16 protein-coding genes are annotated in these 18,576 nt (G+C 64.9%); 15 read left to right on the top strand and 1 reads right to left on the bottom strand.

What is annotated here, in order from left to right; all coding sequences use genetic code 11:
* The first annotated feature begins 53 nt into the window (after positions 1-53).
* The 12 genes from G5B40_RS19210 (at position 54) to G5B40_RS19265 (ending at position 14,692) form a co-directional block, all read left to right on the top strand.
* Complete coding sequence (locus tag G5B40_RS19210; RefSeq protein ID WP_165102208.1) at positions 54-989, top strand: class II glutamine amidotransferase domain-containing protein; 936 nt, start codon at positions 54-56, stop codon at positions 987-989.
* Positions 977-1,846, top strand: coding sequence for a GltB/FmdC/FwdC-like GXGXG domain-containing protein (locus tag G5B40_RS19215; RefSeq protein ID WP_165102210.1), 870 nt, complete (start codon positions 977-979; stop codon positions 1,844-1,846). The genes G5B40_RS19210 and G5B40_RS19215 overlap by 13 nt, the downstream gene beginning before the upstream one ends.
* An 18-nt stretch (positions 1,847-1,864) precedes the next feature.
* Complete coding sequence (locus G5B40_RS19220; protein ID WP_165102212.1) at positions 1,865-3,229, top strand: FMN-binding glutamate synthase family protein; 1,365 nt, start codon at positions 1,865-1,867, stop codon at positions 3,227-3,229.
* 12 nt (positions 3,230-3,241) lie between these two features.
* Positions 3,242-3,655 carry a hypothetical protein gene (locus G5B40_RS19225; protein ID WP_165102214.1) on the top strand — a complete coding sequence of 138 codons (414 nt, stop codon included), beginning with the start codon at positions 3,242-3,244 and terminating at the stop codon, positions 3,653-3,655.
* 16 nt (positions 3,656-3,671) lie between these two features.
* Positions 3,672-4,526 carry a carbon-nitrogen hydrolase family protein gene (locus G5B40_RS19230; RefSeq protein WP_165102216.1) on the top strand — a complete coding sequence of 285 codons (855 nt, stop codon included), beginning with the start codon at positions 3,672-3,674 and terminating at the stop codon, positions 4,524-4,526.
* Between the two features lie 33 nt (positions 4,527-4,559).
* Positions 4,560-6,173 carry a trimethylamine N-oxide permease gene (locus G5B40_RS19235; protein WP_165102218.1) on the top strand — a complete coding sequence of 538 codons (1,614 nt, stop codon included), beginning with the start codon at positions 4,560-4,562 and terminating at the stop codon, positions 6,171-6,173.
* A 61-nt stretch (positions 6,174-6,234) separates the two neighbouring features.
* A complete protein-coding gene (locus tag G5B40_RS19240; protein WP_165102220.1) occupies positions 6,235-6,825 on the top strand; it encodes a hypothetical protein in 591 nt (196 codons plus the stop codon).
* Between the two features lie 40 nt (positions 6,826-6,865).
* A complete protein-coding gene (locus tag G5B40_RS19245; RefSeq protein WP_165102222.1) occupies positions 6,866-8,203 on the top strand; it encodes a flavin-containing monooxygenase in 1,338 nt (445 codons plus the stop codon).
* A 107-nt stretch (positions 8,204-8,310) separates the two neighbouring features.
* The gene (locus G5B40_RS19250) at positions 8,311-9,240 is read left to right on the top strand and encodes an ABC transporter substrate-binding protein (protein ID WP_246209648.1); all 930 of its coding nucleotides are present in this window, start codon (positions 8,311-8,313) and stop codon (positions 9,238-9,240) included.
* A 79-nt stretch (positions 9,241-9,319) separates the two neighbouring features.
* Positions 9,320-10,339 carry a quaternary amine ABC transporter ATP-binding protein gene (locus G5B40_RS19255; RefSeq protein ID WP_165102228.1) on the top strand — a complete coding sequence of 340 codons (1,020 nt, stop codon included), beginning with the start codon at positions 9,320-9,322 and terminating at the stop codon, positions 10,337-10,339.
* An 8-nt stretch (positions 10,340-10,347) separates the two neighbouring features.
* The gene (locus G5B40_RS19260; RefSeq protein WP_211907369.1) at positions 10,348-12,318 is read left to right on the top strand and encodes an ABC transporter permease; all 1,971 of its coding nucleotides are present in this window, start codon (positions 10,348-10,350) and stop codon (positions 12,316-12,318) included.
* 1 nt (position 12,319) lies between these two features.
* Complete coding sequence (locus G5B40_RS19265) at positions 12,320-14,692, top strand: trimethylamine N-oxide demethylase (protein WP_165102233.1); 2,373 nt, start codon at positions 12,320-12,322, stop codon at positions 14,690-14,692.
* Here the strand turns inward: G5B40_RS19265 and G5B40_RS19270 are convergent.
* Complete coding sequence (locus G5B40_RS19270; RefSeq protein WP_246209877.1) at positions 14,683-15,600, bottom strand: LysR substrate-binding domain-containing protein; 918 nt, start codon at positions 15,598-15,600, stop codon at positions 14,683-14,685. The two genes, G5B40_RS19265 and G5B40_RS19270, sit on opposite strands and share 10 nt — an antisense overlap.
* Before the next feature lie 114 nt (positions 15,601-15,714).
* Here G5B40_RS19270 and G5B40_RS19275 point away from each other — a divergent pair, with 114 nt between their 5' ends.
* From G5B40_RS19275 to hemA, 3 genes are all read left to right on the top strand, one after another.
* On the top strand, positions 15,715-16,857 hold the full coding sequence (locus G5B40_RS19275) for an aromatic ring-hydroxylating oxygenase subunit alpha (protein ID WP_165102238.1): 1,143 nt from the start codon (positions 15,715-15,717) through the stop codon (positions 16,855-16,857).
* A complete protein-coding gene (locus tag G5B40_RS19280; RefSeq protein WP_165102241.1) occupies positions 16,854-17,093 on the top strand; it encodes a hypothetical protein in 240 nt (79 codons plus the stop codon). The genes G5B40_RS19275 and G5B40_RS19280 overlap by 4 nt, the downstream gene beginning before the upstream one ends.
* 130 nt (positions 17,094-17,223) lie before the next feature.
* Positions 17,224-18,438, top strand: coding sequence for a 5-aminolevulinate synthase (gene hemA / locus G5B40_RS19285; protein ID WP_165102244.1), 1,215 nt, complete (start codon positions 17,224-17,226; stop codon positions 18,436-18,438).
* The last annotated feature ends 138 nt before the right edge of the window (positions 18,439-18,576 follow it).

Here is an 18,576-nt window from a genome sequence, read left to right on the forward strand (position 1 = left end):
CGGCGCGAACCCGCGCCGTCCGGTCCCCAAACCTGATGGGAGGCGCAACCTGAATGTGCGGAATCGCTGGACTAATTCACAAAGGCAAGAGTTCCAATGTCGGCGGTGAGATGACCGCGATGCTGCAGGCGTTGAAGCATCGTGGGCCTGACAGCACCGGTTATGCGGTTTACGGCGCGCCGGTCGAGGGCGATTACGTCATGCGCCTCAAGGTGGCGGAGGCCGACGACATGGCCAGGGGCCGCGGCGCCCACAAGCTGATCGAGGGCCGGGTCGCCGCGGTCGACGAGATCCTCGCCGAGCATGGCGCGGAGGTGAAGTCGAAGGAGAGCGCGACCGAATACGCGCTCCGCTATGTCATCAGCCACGCCGGCGACACCGCGAAGCTGGCCGCGCATATCGAGGAGACCGGAGGCGTCGAGATCCTCTCGTTGGGCAACGGGCTGGAGCTGATCAAGGATCTCGGCGACGCCGCCGATGTCGCCGGGCTCTACGGACTCAACGAATTTCAGGGCACGCACGGCATCGGCCACACGCGGATGGCGACGGAATCAGATGTCGATATCCGCTCCGCGCATCCCTACTGGGCCTTTCCCTATAACGACGTCTCCGTCGTTCATAACGGCCAGATCACCAATTACTGGAACATGCGCCGGCAGATGGAGCGTGGGGGGCACCGGTTCATGTCCGATTGCGACTCGGAGCTGCTGGCGGTCTACACCGCGCACAACCTCGCCAACGGGGTAGAGCTGGAGGACAGTCTCCGCCGGTCGATCGAGGAGATCGACGGCGTATTCACCTATCTGGTGGCGACGAAGGACCAGCTCGGCATGGCGAAGGACACGATGGCGGCGAAGCCGCTCGTTCTCTACGAGAGCGACGACATGATCGCCATGGCTTCGGAGGAGGTGGCGATCCGCGCCATCCTTCCGCAGGAAATCGACACCACCGATCCCTATGACGAGGAGGTGCGGGTATGGCGGGCGTGAGCGACGCTGAACTGAAGACGATGACGCAGGAGGAGCGCGTCACCGCGCTCGGCATGCGCACGGAGCAGCTGACCGGCCGCTCCATGTTCATCGAGTTCGACGAGGCTGCGGAGGAGCGTTTCACCTATCCCTGGGCGCCCGAGGTCGATTTCAACAAGCGCACCGAGATCGACACCGGCGAGATGACGACGACCGAGGTGAACCGGAAGATCCGCGCCCTGATGGCGGAGGGCTACGGGACCATCGTCCTGAAGGATCCGCGCGGCAAGCATTCGGTCGGGACCGGCATTCTCAGCCGCCTCAACCTGATCATCGAAGGCTCGATCGGCTATTTCGGCGTCGGCCTGATCGACGGGCCGAACGTGCGCATCACCGGCCGGGTCGGCTGGTCCTGCGGCGAGAACATGATGTCGGGCTCGGTGGTGATCGAGAAGAACGCGGGCTCCACCTTCGGCGCGGCGATTCGCGGCGGCGATCTCGTCTGTCGCGGCTCGGTCGGCTCGCGCACCGGCATCGACATGAAGGGCGGCACGATCATCGTCGGCGGCGACACCGGCGCGCTTTCGGGCTTCATGATGCAGCGCGGGCGCATGGTCGTCTGCGGAAACGCCGGCAAGAATCTCGGCGACAGCATGTATGACGGCACGATCTTCGTCGGCGGCGAGATCAAGTCGCTCGGGGTCGACGCGGTCGAGGCGGAAAAGACCGATCTCGACAAGGCCTGGCTGACGCGGAAGCTGACGCAATACGGGCTGATCGACGAGCGCGGCGTCGATCACTTCACCAAGGTCGTTTCCGGCAAGATGCTCTGGAACTACGACAATCTCGAACCCACCGAAAAGAAAATGATCCTTTGACCTCAGGAGGCTCCACCCATGGCTGACGGCGACATGCCAACGAAGAAGCCCCTGAACCGGGACACGTACCGGCTGGGCAATTCCTTCATCTTCCCACCTCATGTGATGGACGACATCCATGTGAAGGCCGAACTCGGCCGCTACCGGATGCGGGGATTCTCGCTCTTCAAGAAAATCCCGCACTGGGACGACCTGACCTTCCTGCCAGGCACGCTGACGCGGTTCGTCATCGAGGGCTATCGCGAGAAATGTGATACGAAAACGGTGATCGGGCCGCGGGCGAAACGGCCGATCGAGCTGGACATTCCGGTCTATGTGACGGGCATGAGCTTCGGCGCGCTGTCCTACGAGGCGAAGACGGCGCTGGCGCGCGGCGCGACGATGGCGGGGACGGCGACCTGCTCGGGCGAGGGCGGGATGATCCCCGACGAGCGGCGCTATTCCTCCAAATGGTTCTATCAGAACATCCAGTCGCGCTACGGCTTCAACCCGCACCACCTGATGCTGGCGGACGGGTGCGAGTTCTTTATCGGGCAGGGCTGCAAGGTCGGGCTCGGCGGGCACTTGATGGGCCAGAAGGTGACCGATCAGGTGGCCGAGATGCGGAGCCTGCCGGCCGGGATCGACCAGCGCTCTCCGGCCCGGCATCCGGACTGGCTGGGCCCGGACGATCTGGCGCTGAAGATCCAGGAGATCAGGGAGGCGACCGACTGGCAGATTCCGATCCAGCTCAAGCTCGGCGCCGCGCGCGTCTATGACGATGTGCGCATGGCGGTGAAGTGCGACCCGGACAGCATCTATATCGACGGCATGGAGGGCAGCACCGGGGCCGGGCCGCATCTGGCGACCGAGGATACCGGCGTTCCCGGCATGGCGGCGATCCGGCAGGCGCGCCGCGCCATCGACGATCTCGGCAAGCGGGGTGAGATTTCGCTGGTCTACGCCGGCGGGATCAGGAACGGCGCCGACGTCGCGAAGGCGATCGCGCTCGGGGCGGACGCCATCGCCCTCGGCCATTCGATGATGATGGCTCTCAATTGCAACAAGGATATTCCGGAAGCGAACTTCCAGGAGGAGATCGGCGTCGAGCCAGGGTATTGCTATCACTGCCATACCGGTCGCTGTCCGGTCGGCGTCGCGACGCAGGACCCCAAGCTGCGCGCCCGGCTCGACCCGGATGCGGCGGCGGAGCGGGTCTACAATTTCCTCCACACGCTGACCATCGAGGCGCAACTTTTCGCGCGCGCCTGCGGCAAGACCAACATCCACTCGCTGGAGCCCGAGGACCTCGCGGCGCTCACGATGGAGTCGAGCGCGATGGCGGGGGTTCCCCTGGCCGGCACCAACATGACCGTCGGCGTCGAAGATTATCATCATCTCTGAAAGGAGGCCGCCATGGCGGGAACGCAATATCGCGGATCCGAAATCGAGGATGTCGACCAGTTCCGCAAGGACGCGAAAGGGCTCGCGTCCGAGCGCGAGAAGGAGATCGGCCAGCACATCGGCTATCGCTATGATGTCAACCTCGTCCCCGATTACGAGCGCATCACCCCGTTTCTGAAGAAATATATCGAGGTGATGGGCTGGGACGACCTCAACTGGCTCGAAGACATCCACATGGGTTACGAGGAAGGCGCCGCCGCGGTGTTCGACCGCAACATCAACGGCTGGGTCCGGGTGCCGGAGCATATCGAACTGCCCGACAACCAGCAGGATCGCGACATGCTCGCGCGCGAGCTGCTGGTGAAGTTCCAGATGTCCGACCGTCACCCGCTCGGGACGCTGCGAAAGGCGTATTCGAAGTTCTGACGAAAGGACCGAACCGATGCCGACCGCTGAAATCGCCTGCCTTCAGACCCGCGTCACGCCGGATTTCGAAACCGCGCTGGCGGAGGCGCTGGGGCTGGGCGAGGAGGCGGTCGCCGCGGGCGCGGAATTCCTTCTGCTCCCGGAATATTGCGGCGGGCTGACCAGCGACGGCGCGGCCCTGCGCCCGCCCGCGGCGCCGGAGGCGGAGCATCCGGTGCTGGCGGGGCTGAGGGATTTCGCGGCGAAGCGCGGCGTCTGGCTGATGGTCGGCTCGGTCGCGGTGACGGGGCCGGGCGGCAAGATCGTGAACCGGGGTTTCGTTCTCGACGCGGCGGGCGCGATCGTCAGCCGCTATGACAAGATCCACATGTTCGACATCCAGCTTTCCGCGGCGGAGGCGGTGCGCGAAAGCGCGCTGGTCTCGCCGGGCGATGCGGCGGTGGTGGTGGAGACGCCCTTCGGCCGCGTGGGGCACACGATCTGTTATGATCTCAGGTTTCCGCATCTCTACCGCGACCTCGCGCAGGCCGGGGCGGAGATCCTGACCGCGCCGGCCGCCTTCACGAAAAAGACCGGCGAGGCGCACTGGCATATCCTCAACCGCGCGCGGGCGGTGGAGAACCTGGCCTGGATGGTCTCGCCCTGCGCGGTCGGGGACGTGCCCGGCGGCGGGGAAGCCTACGGCCATTCGCTGGTGGTCGCCCCCTGGGGCGACATCGTCGCCGAGGGTGGCGACGGGCCCGGCGTAGTGCGCGCCACGCTCGATCTGACGGCGCCCGCGGCGGCGCGCGAGCGGATTCCAAGTCTGGATCACGACAGGGCGTTCCGGTCCGCCGGAGCAGCGGGAAAGAGGGCTGCAAACGCCGCATAAGCGGTAGAAAATCCGACGAGGGAGGGGAATGATATGAGCTTGAACGAAGCGACGACAGGTGCGGGAGAAGCGCCGGGGCTTCATCGCGCGATCGGCTGGGGCCAGGCGTTCTGGCTGGCGAGCGGGGTGCCGGCGCTGGTCCTGTTTTCGATCGGCGGGATCGCGGCGACGATCGGCAACCCGTCATGGGTCGTCTGGATCCTGTCGGTGTCATTCGGCTTCATCCAGGCTTTTGTCTACGCGGAGATCGCGGGGCTTTTCCCCTCGAAGAGCGGCGGCGCCTCGGTCTACGGCGCGGCGGCGTGGGTGCGTTATGGCAAGATGATCGCGCCGCTCTCGGTCTGGTGCAACTGGCTGGCCTGGACGCCGGTGCTGGCGATCGGCGGCGGACTCGCGGCGGGGTATATCCTGACCGTCTTCTTCGACGCGGATTCCGCGGTGCGGGCGTGGGAGATCACGTTGCTCGATCTCGGCTCGCTGAAAGAGGGCCTGACGCTGCGGATCGACGCGACCTTCCTTCTTGGCGCGCTGATCCTGCTGGCCGTTTTCGCCATTCAGCATGGCGGCGTGCTCAGGGCGGCGAAATTCCAGATGATCGTCGGAATCGCGGTGGTCGTGCCGTTGCTGATCGTCGGCATCGTGCCGCTGATCTCCGGCGATGTGCTGGCGTCGAACCTCCTGCCGCTGAAACCGCTCGCCTTCGGACCCGACGGCGCGGTGACCGAAGGGGTCTGGGACATTCCGGGCTGGACGCTATTCCTCGGCGGTCTCTTCATCGCGGCGTGGTCGGCCTACGCCTTCGAGACGGCGATCTGCTACACGTCGGAATTCCGCAACCCGGCGTCCGACACCAGCAAGGCGATCCTGGGCGCCGGGCTGCTCTGCATCCTCGTCTACACGCTGGTTCCGCTGACCTTTCAGGGCGTACTCGGCGTCGACGGCATGTTGCAGGACGGCATCGTCGACGGCTCCGCGGTGGCGGGCGCGATGGCGGGGATGGTCGGCGGCGGCTCGTTCATCTTCGGGCTGATGGTGATCATGCTCATCCTCGCGCTTCTGCTCGCGGTGATGACGTCGATGGCGGGGTCCTCGCGCACGCTCTATCAGGGGTCGGTGGACGGCTGGCTGCCGCGCTATCTCGGCAGGGCCAACGAGCACGGCGCGCCGACGCACGCGATGTGGACCGACTTCGCCTTCAACCTCATCCTGCTGATGATGTCGGATTACCTCTTCGTGCTGGCGGTCTCCAACTGCTGTTACCTGATCTTCAACTTCCTGAACCTGAACGCGGGCTGGATTCACCGGATCGACAGCGCCGAGACGAAACGGCCCTGGCGCTGCCCGACACCGATCATGGCGGTCGCGGTGCTGCTTTCCTTCGTCAACGCGCTGCTGCTCGGCGCCGGCGCGAATGTCTGGGGCGAGGGCACGCTGATGTCGGGCGTCATCGCCGCGGCGCTGATCCTGCCGGTGTTCGCCTTCCGCCATTACGTTCAGGACAAGGGCGTCTTTCCAAAGCAGATGCTGCTCGACCTTCATGTATCGTCGCGCGACCTCAGCATTCGACGGGCGGGCGTGAAACCTTACCTGGCGCTGGCGGCGGGTATCGCCGTCGCCGTCTTCGGCAACATGGTGTTCCACCTGTGAGCGCAGCGCGGGCATCTGGCTGGCGCGCCCCGTGCGCCGGCGTCGCGCGGGGGGGATCGCCGTGATCTCCCTCGCCGCGGAATTCGGGATCCCGCCGGAGCGCTCGGCCCTGCGCTCCGGCTTTCTTGGCTGGCAATGCCGGGTGCGGCAGATGATGATGCGCGAGGGCGGCGGCCGACCGTCCGACGCGGTGATGCCGGAGGTTACGCTCGACGGCGAGGACGCGCCCCTCGGGCGGATCATCACGGTGCTCTCGAAAGCGCCGGCATGGTCGGTGACGCCGGAGCTGACGCATATCGCGAAAAAGACCAACGATCCGATGAAATGGAGAGAAGAGGCGCTGACCTTTTTCTCCGCGACCTATTTTCAGCGCCCGCATGAATTTTCCGACATCCTGACGGCGAGCTTCGCGCCAGGCTCCGAAGGCGCGGCGCGGCTGCGCGCGGCGCCCGGCGTCACGCTTTCCTTCGACGCCTATGGCCAGCGCTATGATCTTTCGTGCAAGGTCTGGAAACTGGCGCGGCGCAACCCGCTGCGCGCCGCGACGATAGCGCATAACCGGCTGTTCAACCCCGCTTTGCATCCGGACGCCGATATCCTCGGCTTCGAGCCCGATTGGGAGAAATCCACCGCCGATCCCGCGCCGGCCTGAGCCGCGCCCGGCGCAAGAAGTGAAAAAAGGAGAACGAGATATGACCAGAGTGGCGATCATCGGCGCCGGCCCGTCCGGCCTCGCGCAGCTCAGGGCCTTCCAGTCCGCGAAAGCCGCCGGCGCTGAAATCCCGGAGATCGTCTGCTACGAAGCGCAAGCGAATTGGGGCGGGCTCTGGAACTATTCCTGGCGCACTGGCACCGATGAGGCGGGGTTTCCCAACCACGGTTCGATGTATCGCTATCTCTGGTCGAACGGCCCGAAAGAGGGGCTGGAATTCGCCGATTATTCCTTCGAGGAGCATTTCGGCAAGCAGATCGCCTCCTACCCGCCGCGGGCCGTGCTTTTCGACTATATCGAGGGACGGGTGAAAAAGGCCGGGGTGCGCGACTGGATCCGCTTCAACAACCGCGTCCGCGACGTTCGCTATGACGAGGCGACCGGAAAATTCAGCCTGATCGTCCGCGATACGGTGAAGGACGCGGAAACGACCGAGGAATTCGACAACGTCATCGTCGCCAGCGGCCATTTCTCCACGCCGAACGTGCCTTATTACCCGGGTTTCGAAAGCTTCAAGGGCCGCATCCTTCACGCCCATGACTTCCGCGACGCGCTGGAGTTCGCAGGGCAGGACATTCTCATTCTCGGCACCTCCTATTCGGCCGAGGATATCGGCTCGCAATGCTGGAAATACGGCTGCCGCTCGGTCACCGTCGCGCACCGGACGGCGCCGATGGGCTACAAATGGCCGGAGAACTGGGCGGAGGTGCCGGCGCTGGTGCGCGTCGAAGGCAAGACCGCGCATTTCAAGGATGGGAGCAGCAGGGATGTCGACGCGATCATCCTGTGCACCGGCTACAAGCATCACTTCCCGTTCCTGCCGGACGATCTGAGGCTGAAGACCGCGAACCGGCTGGCGACGGCGGATCTCTACAAGGGCGTCGTCTATGTTCCGAACCCGAAGCTTTTCTATCTCGGGATGCAGGACCAGTGGTTCACCTTCAACATGTTCGACGCGCAGGCCTGGTGGGTGCGGGACTGCATCATGGGCATGATCGCGCTGCCCGACCGCGCGACGATGGAGGCGGATGTCGCCGCGCGCGTCGCCGCCGAGGACGCGCTGGAGGACGATTACGCCTGCATCTGGTATCAAGGGGACTACACGAAGGAGCTGATCGACGAGACGGATTATCCCTCCTTCGATGTCGAGGGCGCCTGCAAAGCATTCAAGGAATGGAAGGGCCACAAGAAGAAAGACATCATGAAGTTCCGCGACAATTCCTACAAATCGGTCATCACCGGCACGATGGCGCCAAAGCATCATACGCCCTGGAAGGACGCGCTCGACGATGGGCTGGAGACCTATTTGAAGAATTAAGACCAACGATCCGCGGGCGAACTGCGGGCGACTACAATCGAATCTCGAACCGACGGGGCCGGATCGCGGCCGCGCAGAAAAACAGGGAGACTGAAATGAAGTGCTTGATGAGAACCGCAACTTTTGTCGCGATGGCCGCCGCGCCCTTCGCCGCGCTGGCGGAAGCCGACTGGGACGAGCCGATTATCATCGTTCAGAATAACTGGACCAGCCAGCTCGTCACTTCGACCATCGTCGGCAACGTGCTGGAGGAGATGGGCTACGAGGTCGAATACGCCCCGGCCGACAGCCAGCTGCAGTTCGCCGCCATCGCCGCCGGAGACATGCATTTCCAGATCGAGGCCTGGGAAGGTTCGATGAAATCCGCCTTCGAGGCGGCGGTGGAAGAGGGCATGATCGACGCCGGCACGCATGAGGCGGTGACGCGCGAGGAATGGTGGATTCCGAAATACGTGCTCGACGTTTGTCCGGAAGCCGGAGACTGGAAAGGACTAGACGCCTGCGCCGAGATCTTCGCGACCGCCGAGACCGCGCCGAAGGGCCGCTTTGTCGGCCCGCCGGCCGACTGGGGCAAGAACTACGCCGACCGGATCAAGGCGTTGAACATGAACTTCACCGCGATCAATGTCGGTCAGGCGGCGACGCTCTGGGCCGAGCTGCAGTCCGCCTATGACCGGAAAGAGCCGATCGTGCTCTTCAGCTGGACGCCGAATTTCGTCGAATCGAAATTCGACGGCGAGTTCGTCAATTTTCCGGAGCCGGAGCCGGCCTGCTTCGACGATCCGTCCTGGGGCCCGAACCCCGAAGCCACCGGAGACTGCGGCGCGCCGCACAAAGCCTGGCTGAAAAAGGCGATGTGGAGCGGGCTTGAAGAGAATGCGCCGAAGGCGGCGAAATTCCTGCGCAACGTCAACTTCACCAACGCGCAGCTCGCGGACGCCGCGTATATGGTGGATGTCGACGGGATGTCGCCGGAAGAAGCGGCGGAGAAATGGGCGGAGGAGAATCCCGACATCATCGCCGGCTGGATGGAGTAACCTCTCACGAGGAATGCGGGGGCCGGACGCCGGTTGCGCGCCCGGCCCGCCATCACGTCCATAACCAGGTGGAGAGATGATGACCGGCGACGTACAAATCAAATGCCGGAATATCTGGAAGATCTTTGGAGACGATCCGAAGGGCTTTCTCGCGCGCCACAACGGCGCGCCCGAAGACGATGCTTTCGGTGACGAGGGGTACATCGGCGCGGTGCGCGACGTCTCCTTCGATGTGCGCCAAGGTGAGATTCTGATCATCATGGGGCTTTCGGGCTCCGGCAAGTCTACGCTGATCCGCTGCATCACCCGGCTCAACGATCCGACCGCGGGAGAGATGGAATACGAGGGGAGGGATCTCCTGAAAGCCTCGGAGGCGGAACTGATCGATATCCGCCGTCACAAGATGGGCATGGTGTTTCAGAATTTCGGCCTGCTGCCGCATCGCGACGTGCTCTCCAACGTCGCCTTTCCGCTGGAGGTGCAAGGGGTCGCGCGCGCGAAGCGCGACGCCCGGGCGCGCGAGATGATCCAGCTGGTCGGGCTGGAGGGGCGCGAGGCCTATTTTCCGCGCCAGCTTTCCGGCGGCCAGCAGCAGCGCGTCGGCATCGCCCGCTCGCTGGCGGTGGAGCCCGACATCTGGTTCCTCGACGAGCCCTTTTCGGCGCTCGATCCGCTGATCCGGACCGAGATGCAGGATGAGTTCATCCGTCTTCAGCAGCTTCTGAAGAAGACCATCGTTTTCATCACCCATGATTTCGAGGAGGCGACCAAGCTCGCGGATCGGATCGGCATCATGAAGGATGGGCGCATGGTGCAGCTCGCGACGCCGGAGGAGATCGTGCTGAACCCGGCTGACGAATACGTCGCCGAATTCGCCCGCAACGCGCCCCACGCGCGGATCGTCTCGGCCCGCACCATCATGGGGCCGGTTTCGGAGGGAATGGCGGCGGCGACGGTTCCGGCGGACGCCAAGATCGGCGCCATCGCGGCGCAGGTCATCGGCTCCGACGCCCCGACGCCGGTGGTGGACGAAGCGGGCGCGCCGATCGGCGCGATCACCCGCGAGACAGTCTCCGACGCTCTCTTTCGCGCGCGCTGATGGAGGAGGTGAGCCAGATCCGCCACGGGGGCGCCGGGCCGACCGGGTTCTTCCACTCGATGGCCGGGCAGATCGCGCTGGTCGCGGTGTTCGGCGTCGCGCTGTCGCTGGTCTGGCCGGGCGCGACGCGCTGGCCGACGGGCTGGGTGATTCCGGCCGAGTTCTGGGTCACGGACTACATCACTTGGCTGAAAGGCGACGCGTCGATCTTCGGTGTGCCTTTCAAGGACATCACCCGCGCGTTCGGCGAGTTTCTGGAAGCGCCGGTCAACTGGTCGGATTACCTTCTGGTGCGGGGGTCGGACACGCTCGGCCTCGACCAGGTTCCGTGGGTGGCGGTGAGCGCGGGGATGGTCATCCTGGCGCACTGGGTCGGCGGCTGGAGGCTGGCGGCGCTCGCGCTTTCGACCTGTCTGTATCTCGCGTTCTTCCATCTCTGGAAGGATTCGATGCGCACCATGACCATCGTCATCGCCGCCGTGCCGATGGCGGTGCTGATCGGGCTCGGGCTCGGCGTGTGGGTCACGCGCTCGAAGCGCGCGGCGGCGGTCTTCATGCCGATGTTCGACCTGATGCAGGCGACGCCGCATCTCGCCTATCTGCCGCCCGTCGCGGCGCTCTTCTCCTTCGGTTCGGTTTCGGCGCTGATCGCGACCGTTGTCTTCGCGATGCCGCCGATGGCGCGCTGCACGATCCTCGGGCTGCAATCGGTCTCGCCCGAGATCGTCGAGAGCGGGCGGATGTCGGGCTGCACCGGCAGGCAACTGCTCTGGAAGGTCGCGCTGCCTTCGGCGAAGCGGACGCTGATGCTCGGCGTCAACCAGGTGGTGATGCAGACCTTCGCCATGGTCGTCATCTGCTCCATCGTCGGCGCGAGCGGGCTGGGGCAGAAGCTGCTCTATTCGCTGCAACAGCTGAAGGTCGGCGCGGCGATCGAGCAGGGCCTCGCGATTACGCTGATCGCCATTGTCCTCGACCGGATCACCCAAGCCTACGCCGACCGGCCGGTGGACTACGAACTGCGTGAGAAAAGCTGGCTGGCGCGCCATCGGCACGCGGTCATCTTCCTCGTCATCCTCGTGGTGTCCTATGTCGTCGCCGAATTCTATCGCCCGGTGGAGCTTCTGCCGCGAAAGATGACGATCAGCTTCGGCGGCGAGATGGACAGCGCGATCCGCGCGTTCAACGTCGCCGCCTTTCCCTATCTGAATCCGGTGCGCGACTGGGTGACGGTCTGGATCCTGCTGCCGATCAGGGATTTCTGCCTCTGGCTGCCGTGGCCGACCTTCGTCGGCGCCATCGCCGTCGCCGCCTGGCGGCTGGGCGGGTGGTCGGTCCTGATCCTCTGCGTCACGCTGGTGATGAGTTTCATCGTCACCGGGTTCTGGGTCGAGGCGATGAAGACGACCTATCTGGTCTTCGTCTCGACGCTGCTTTGCCTCGCGATCGGAATCCCGATCGGCATCTGGTGCGCGCGCTCGGACCCGGTGGCGAAGATCGCCCTTTCGATCTGCGACACGCTGCAGACCTTCCCATCATTCATCTACCTTATTCCGGCGATCATGCTTTTCCGCGTCGGCGATTTCGCCAATGTCGTCGCGATCATTCCCTACGCCACCGTTCCAGCGATCCGCTACACCTATCTCGGGCTGAAGCGTATCCCGCCGGTGACGGTGGAGGCGTCGATCGCCAATGGCGCGACGCGCAGGCAACTGCTCTGGAAGGTGCAGATGCCGATCGCGCTGCCGGAGATCATGCTCGGCGTCAACCAGACGATCATGATGGCGCTGGCGATGACCGCGATCACGGCGCTGATCGGCTCCACCGATCTGGGACAGGAGGTCGTGCGCGCCATTTCAACGCAGAACTTCGGCCGCGGCATTCTCTGCGGCTTCTTCATCGCGGCGCTCGGCATCGTCGGCGACAGGCTGATCGGGGCCTGGGCGGCGAAGCGCCGGGCCGAACTTGGGATGGGCTGAAATGGGTGTGAAGCCGGTTTTCGAGACGCCATACGAGCGGCGCGGCGTGATCGCGCCGGGGCTGCCGATTTTGCCGCACGGGGTGGAGCGCCATCCGGTGCCGGGCGGCGGCAGCCGGGCGGTGCGGATCGAGCGCGGCGACGAGATCAGCGTCGTCGACCGCGAGGGGCTGCAGCCGTGCGAACTGGTCTTCTTCGCGCCGGACGGCCGGTCCGACGCGGGAATGATCGGCGCGAAAGGAGGGGCAGAGGCGAAGGGGCTTCAACGCGCCCTCGCCACGGGAGACGCTTCTGGGCGCCGGGTTCTGGCGGCGCTGGCGAAGAGTGGCTTCGATATCGGCCGGGCGGATGCGGTCAGGGTTTTCGACGGCGCCTCGCGCCCCGGCGACATCGCGACTTTTCATGCGGCTTCGGATGGGCTTCTGATCGTCTGCGCGCCCGGCGGGCCGATGGCGCCGGAGGCGCAGGACGCGCCGACCGAGATCGCGCTCTATATCCGACGCGCCAATCCCGGCGAGGGGAAGGGCGCCGCCGCGCCGCCACCGCCGCTGGCGGACCCGCTGATGGACGCCAACATCCAGCCCGGAAACACGCACGCCTATGAGGTGCGGGCCGGCCAGTTCATCCAGATACTCGATGTTCAGGGGCGGGAATGCTCGGATTTTCAGGCCTTCTCCCACCGCGCGCTGGAGAAGGGGCTGGAGCGGGAGATCGACCCGACGACAACGCGCTCGCTGATGGGCAGCCTCTATCCCGCGCCCGGCCTCTTCGCGAAATACTGGACGCTGGACCATGAGCCGTTGGTGGAGATCGTGCAGGACACCTGCGGCCGGCATGACGCCTTCAACCTCGCCTGCACGGCGCGCTATTACGAGGATCTCGGCTATCCCGGCCATGTGAACTGCTCGGACAACATCAACGCCGATCTCGCGCGCTATGATGTCCGCCCGCGCGGCGGCTGGCCGGCGATCAACTTCTTCTTCAACACGATGCTGGACGATACGAACGCGATCACCATGGACGACCCGTGGTCGCGCCCCGGCGATTTCGTGCTGGTCAGGGCGCTGACCGATCTGGTCTGCATCTCCTCGGCCTGCCCCTGCGATGTCGACCCGGCGAACGGTTGGAACCCGACCGACATTCAGGTTCGGATCTACGGCGCGAACGAGGATTTCCGGCGTTCGATTGGCTTTCGAAAGACCGCGGAGGCGGATGTGGAAGAGACGAAAAAGACCGGGTTTCACGATTGTTTCGCCCGGCACACCCGCGATTTCACCGCCTATAACGGCTACTGGCTGCCGGCGAAGATGCACGGGCATGGCGCGATCGCGGAATACTGGGCCTGCCGCGAGAAGGCGGTGGTGATGGATCTCAGCCCGCTCCGGAAATACGAGGTCACTGGCCCGGACTCGGAGACATTGATGCAGCTTTGCGTCACGCGCAACATGAAGAAGCTCTCGGTCGGTCAGGTGGTCTACACCGCGATGTGCTACGAGCATGGCGGGATGATCGACGACGGCACGGTCTACCGGCTCGGCGAGATGAATTTCCGCTGGATCGGTGGCGACGACGCCTCTGGGCTCTGGCTGCGCGAGCAGGCGGAGAAGCGCGGGCTGAACGCCTGGGTCCGCGCCTCGACCGACCAGTTGCACAACATCGCGGTGCAGGGCCGGCTGTCGCGGGAGATCCTGTCGGAGGTCATCTGGACGCCGCCGGCGCAACCGACGCTGGAGGAATTGGGCTGGTTCCGCTTCGCCGTGGGCCGGATCGGCGATATCCACGGGCCGGCGGTGGTGGTTTCGCGCACTGGCTATTCGGGCGAACTCGGCTACGAGGTGTTCTGCCATCCGAAGGACGCGGTCGCGGTGTTCGACGCGGTCTGGGCGGCGGGGGCGCCGAAGGGCATGATCCCGCTCGGCCTCCAGGCGCTCGACATGCTCCGGATCGAAGCCGGGCTGATCTTCGCGAAGAGCGAGTTTTCCGACCAGACCAACCCCTATGAGGCGGGTATCGGCTTCACCGTGCCGCTGAAGTCGAAGGAGGACGATTTCATCGGTCGCGCCGCCATCGAGGAACGGAAGGCCCATCCGCAGAGGAAAATCGTCGGACTCGATGTCGAGGGCGGCGTGGTGCCGTCGAGCGGAGATTGCCTGCGCGTCGGCAAGGCGCAGGTCGGCGAGATCACCTCGGCGATGAAATCCCCCGTTCTCGGCAAGGTGATCGCGCTGGCGCGCGTCGACGTCACCCATGCCGAGATCGGCGCGCCGATCGAGATCGGCCAGCTCGACGGCCAGCAGAAACGGCTCCGCGCCGTGGTGGCCCCCTATCCGCATTTTGACCCGCAAAAGGCGCGGGTGAAAGGCGATTACGGCTGAGGCGCGGCCGAAAGCTCCGCCGCGGCCCAGTCGCGAAAGGCCGAGGCGGCGTCGGGCAGGGCGCGCGCCTCCGACCAGACGAAATGATAGCCCGCGTCGGTTTCCACGGACTCCGCGACCGGCCGGACGAGCGCGCCGGAGGCGATGGCGTCGTCGACCAGCCGGTCCCAGCCGAGCGCCACGCCCTGGCCGTTCTTCGCCGCCTCGATCAGCAGGGGATATGAATTGATGCGGAATGTCCCTGTCTGCGCCGGCAGGTCGACCCCGGTGTTTGAAAGCCAGTTTCGCCAGTTCATCCAGTCCCAGCGGGCGTCTTCGAATTCGAGCAACGCGTGGGAAGGCAGTTCGGCGGCGGCGCCGATCGGCCCCCGTCTGGCCAGATAGTCCTGGCTGCAAACCGGAAAGATCGACTCCCCGAAAAAGAGCGTGGAGGCGAAGCCGGGCCATGCGCCGGCTCCATGGATGATCGCGATGTCGACGCCGGCCGCGAGGCTGTCGCGCTCCTCGTCCGACGCCACAAGGCGGACCGCGATGTCGCCGTGGCGCGCGTGAAAACGCGGCAGGCGGGGGAGGAGCCAGAGCGCCGCGATGGACTGGTCGGCGGCGACGGTCAGGCTGGCGCGCGCCGGCCGGGCGCGCAGTTCCGCCGCCGCGACGGCGATCTGGCGGAGGGCGGCCGCGATGGTGTGCTGAAAGCGCCGCCCCTCCGGCGAAAGCCGCACTTTCCGGTGAGTCCTGAGAAAGAGCGCCGTCCCCAGCGCCCGCTCCAGATTGCGGATCTGCTGGCTGACCGCCGCCTGGCTGAGGTTGAGCTCCTCCGCCGCGCGGGTGAAATTCTCGTGCCGCGCCGCCGCCTCGAACGCGATCAGCGGGCCCATCGGCGGCAGGGTGCTGCGCAGATTTTGCATAATCACAGCTTATCCAATTTCCCTGAGAAGGAAAGGTTTGAGAGGAAAGGCGTGTCATTTAGCATCGGCCGATATTGAACAACTCTCCGCCAGAATCGATAAGGACCGCAGCCGATGAACGCCCCGACCCTGACTCTCCAGAATGACGACCGGCCGTTTCGCACCGACCCGCAACGCTCCTTCACCCTTCCGGCGCGCTTCTATCACGACCCGATGATTTACGAGGCGGAGAAACCGGCGATCTTCTATCGAAGCTGGCACTATGCCGGCCATGTCAGCCAGGTGGCGGAACCGGGCCAGTACCTGACGACGAAGATTCACGAGCAGAATGTCTTTGTCGCGCGCGGGCGTGATGGCGTGTTGCGCGCCTTCTACAATGTCTGCGCCCATCGTGGGCACGAGCTGCTCGAAGGGACGGGGAAAAGGAACGTCATCACCTGCCCCTATCACGCCTGGGCGTTCGATTTCGACGGACGGCTGGTGAGCGCCCGCAATTCCGAGAATGTCGCCGGGTTCGACAAATGCGATTTCTCACTGAAGCCGGTGCGGGTGGAGCTCTTTTGCGGCCTGGTGATGATCAATCTCGATCCGGACGCGAAACCGTTCAGCGAGGAATTTGACGGACTTGAGGCCGAAATCCGCGCCTACCTGCCTTCGGTCGATACGCTGGCCTATGCGCAGCGTGACACCTACGATGTCGCCGCCAACTGGAAGGTGCTCGTCGACAATTTCCTCGAATGCTATCATTGCCAGAACGCGCACCGGGATTTCGTCGATCTGGTGGACATGGGCAGTTACCGGACCATAACCCACAAGCGCTACTCCGCCCAGTGCGCCGCCGCGCCCCGCACCACGACCAGCAATGCCTTCTCCTTCACTCCGGGCGAGGTGGATTTCGGCTATGCCGGGTTCTTCGTCTGGCCGAATATCACCATCTGGATCTATCCGGGGGAGCCGAATCTATCGGTCCTGCAGATGAACCCCGCGGGGCCGGAGCGCTGCGTCGAGCATCAGGACTGGTTCACGCCGGGCGGAGCGGTCACGGCGCAACTGAAAGACGCGATCGCCTATCAGAAGGACGTGCTGCAGCCGGAGGATATAGGTCTTTGCGAAAGCGTGCAGCGCGGGCTGAAATCGCGCGGTTACAATCAGGGCCGGTTCATCGTCGATCAGGGCCTGACGGAACTCTCCGAACACGCGGTTCACCATTTCCAGACCATGGTGGCCGAGGCGCTGGGCGCGGAGTTCGACGAATGAGCCTGACGGGAAAAGAACGCGCCGAGACATTCGGCTGGGGCCTCTTCGTCGTCTCGGCGCTCTTCTATGCGATCGCCAGCTACCGGGCGGGCGACGCATACGGCCTGATCGCGTCGGTCCTTTTTCTCTTCGCCTGTTGCGTATTCATCGGCGCTGTCTTCGGCGGCGCGGCGAAGCGTTCGTCTCTCACTCAGCGCACGAAAAACGACGCCGGATTAGCCCACTTGCGACATTGACGCTCATGGCGGCGCCGGCGCCGGCGCCTATTATCCGCATCGGATGTGACGAAAAACCTTGCGCTGGGCGCACCCGGCGCCCGAACCTTGGCCAGAACGTAGCGAGGCCACCAAGGCAAGCGAGGACGCGATGAATTTCGAGGCGCTGTTCCAGACCCAGCTCGAAGCACTGAAGCGGGAGGGCAATTACCGCGTGTTCGCGGATCTGGAGCGCCAGCGCGGCTCGTTCCCGCAAGCGAAGAATTACTACGAGGAGGGCGAGCGGCAGGTCACGATCTGGTGCTCGAACGACTATCTTGGCATGGGGCAGCACCCCGCAGTGGTCGACGCCATGGTGGAGGCGGCGGAAAGCTGCGGCGCGGGGGCGGGCGGCACGCGCAACATTTCCGGCACCAGCCATCATCACCTGGCGCTGGAGCGCGAACTCGCCGATCTTCACGGCAAGGAAGCGGCGCTGCTTTTCACCTCGGGCTATGTCTCGAACTGGGCCGCGCTCTCGACGCTCGGCGCGCGGCTGCCGGGCGCGGTGATTCTTTCGGACAGCCTCAACCACGCGTCGATGATCGAGGGCATCCGCCACAGCCGGGCCGACAAGGTGATCTGGAAGCATAACGACCCGGAGGACCTGGATCGCAAGCTCGCGGCGGTCGGCCCCGACCGGCCGAAGATCGTCGCCTTCGAAAGCGTCTATTCGATGGATGGCGACATCGCCCCGATTCGCGAAATCGTCGAGGTCGCCGAAAAGCATGGCGCCATGACCTATCTCGACGAGGTCCACGCCGTCGGCCTCTACGGGCCGCGCGGCGGCGGCGTCGCAGAGCGAGAGGGGCTGATGGACCGCATCACCCTGATCGAAGGCACGCTCGGCAAGGCGTTCGGAGTCGTCGGCGGTTATATCGCCGGCTCGTTCGCGCTCTGCGATTTCATCCGCAGCTTCGCCTCCGGCTTCATCTTCACCACCTCGCTGCCGCCCGCCGTCGCCGCGGCGGCGACGGTCGCCATCCGACATCTGAAGGAAAGCGACGCGGAGCGGGATTTGCAGCGCCTCCGCGTCCGCCAGCTTCGCACCGCGCTGGACCGCGAAGGCATCCCGCATCTTCCGAACCCGAGCCATATCATCCCGGTGATGATCAAGGACCCGGTGAAGTGCAGGATGATCTCCGACTTCCTGATGGACAGGTTCGGGATCTACGTTCAGCCGATCAACTATCCGACCGTTCCGAAGGGCACCGAGCGCCTGCGATTCACGCCCTCTCCGCTGCATTCCGAGGCGGATATCGCGTATCTGGTCAACGCGCTTTCCTCTCTCTGGAGCCAATGCGCGCTGAGCCGCGCGGTAGCCTGACCCGCGCGCATCCTGCCTGTATTCGAGCGGATACGCCGCGCGGGGCTGCCGGCTGGTTCGGCATGTCGGTCGCCGTTTTCGACAGCCGCAGCCGGACATGGAAACGGGCCCCTGAGGGCCCGTCGCCTGCTTGCTTCT

Source organism: Pikeienuella piscinae (genome assembly GCF_011044155.1).
Lineage (GTDB): Bacteria > Pseudomonadota > Alphaproteobacteria > Rhodobacterales > Rhodobacteraceae > Pikeienuella > Pikeienuella piscinae.

What these genes read in the sequence shown, in the direction of transcription:
- G5B40_RS19255 (WP_165102228.1), top strand. Translation starts at nt 9,320, where the DNA reads ATGACCGGCGACGTACAAATCAAATGCCGGAATATCTGGAAGATCTTT.
- G5B40_RS19235 (WP_165102218.1), top strand. Translation starts at nt 4,560, where the DNA reads ATGAGCTTGAACGAAGCGACGACAGGTGCGGGAGAAGCGCCGGGGCTT.
- G5B40_RS19215 (WP_165102210.1), top strand. Translation starts at nt 977, where the DNA reads ATGGCGGGCGTGAGCGACGCTGAACTGAAGACGATGACGCAGGAGGAG.
- G5B40_RS19275 (WP_165102238.1), top strand. Translation starts at nt 15,715, where the DNA reads ATGAACGCCCCGACCCTGACTCTCCAGAATGACGACCGGCCGTTTCGC.
- G5B40_RS19210 (WP_165102208.1), top strand. Translation starts at nt 54, where the DNA reads ATGTGCGGAATCGCTGGACTAATTCACAAAGGCAAGAGTTCCAATGTC.
- G5B40_RS19280 (WP_165102241.1), top strand. Translation starts at nt 16,854, where the DNA reads ATGAGCCTGACGGGAAAAGAACGCGCCGAGACATTCGGCTGGGGCCTC.
- G5B40_RS19220 (WP_165102212.1), top strand. Translation starts at nt 1,865, where the DNA reads ATGGCTGACGGCGACATGCCAACGAAGAAGCCCCTGAACCGGGACACG.
- G5B40_RS19265 (WP_165102233.1), top strand. Translation starts at nt 12,320, where the DNA reads ATGGGTGTGAAGCCGGTTTTCGAGACGCCATACGAGCGGCGCGGCGTG.
- G5B40_RS19250 (WP_246209648.1), top strand. Translation starts at nt 8,311, where the DNA reads ATGAGAACCGCAACTTTTGTCGCGATGGCCGCCGCGCCCTTCGCCGCG.
- G5B40_RS19230 (WP_165102216.1), top strand. Translation starts at nt 3,672, where the DNA reads ATGCCGACCGCTGAAATCGCCTGCCTTCAGACCCGCGTCACGCCGGAT.
- G5B40_RS19225 (WP_165102214.1), top strand. Translation starts at nt 3,242, where the DNA reads ATGGCGGGAACGCAATATCGCGGATCCGAAATCGAGGATGTCGACCAG.
- G5B40_RS19245 (WP_165102222.1), top strand. Translation starts at nt 6,866, where the DNA reads ATGACCAGAGTGGCGATCATCGGCGCCGGCCCGTCCGGCCTCGCGCAG.
- G5B40_RS19270 (WP_246209877.1), bottom strand. Translation starts at nt 15,600, where the DNA reads ATGCAAAATCTGCGCAGCACCCTGCCGCCGATGGGCCCGCTGATCGCG.
- hemA (WP_165102244.1), top strand. Translation starts at nt 17,224, where the DNA reads ATGAATTTCGAGGCGCTGTTCCAGACCCAGCTCGAAGCACTGAAGCGG.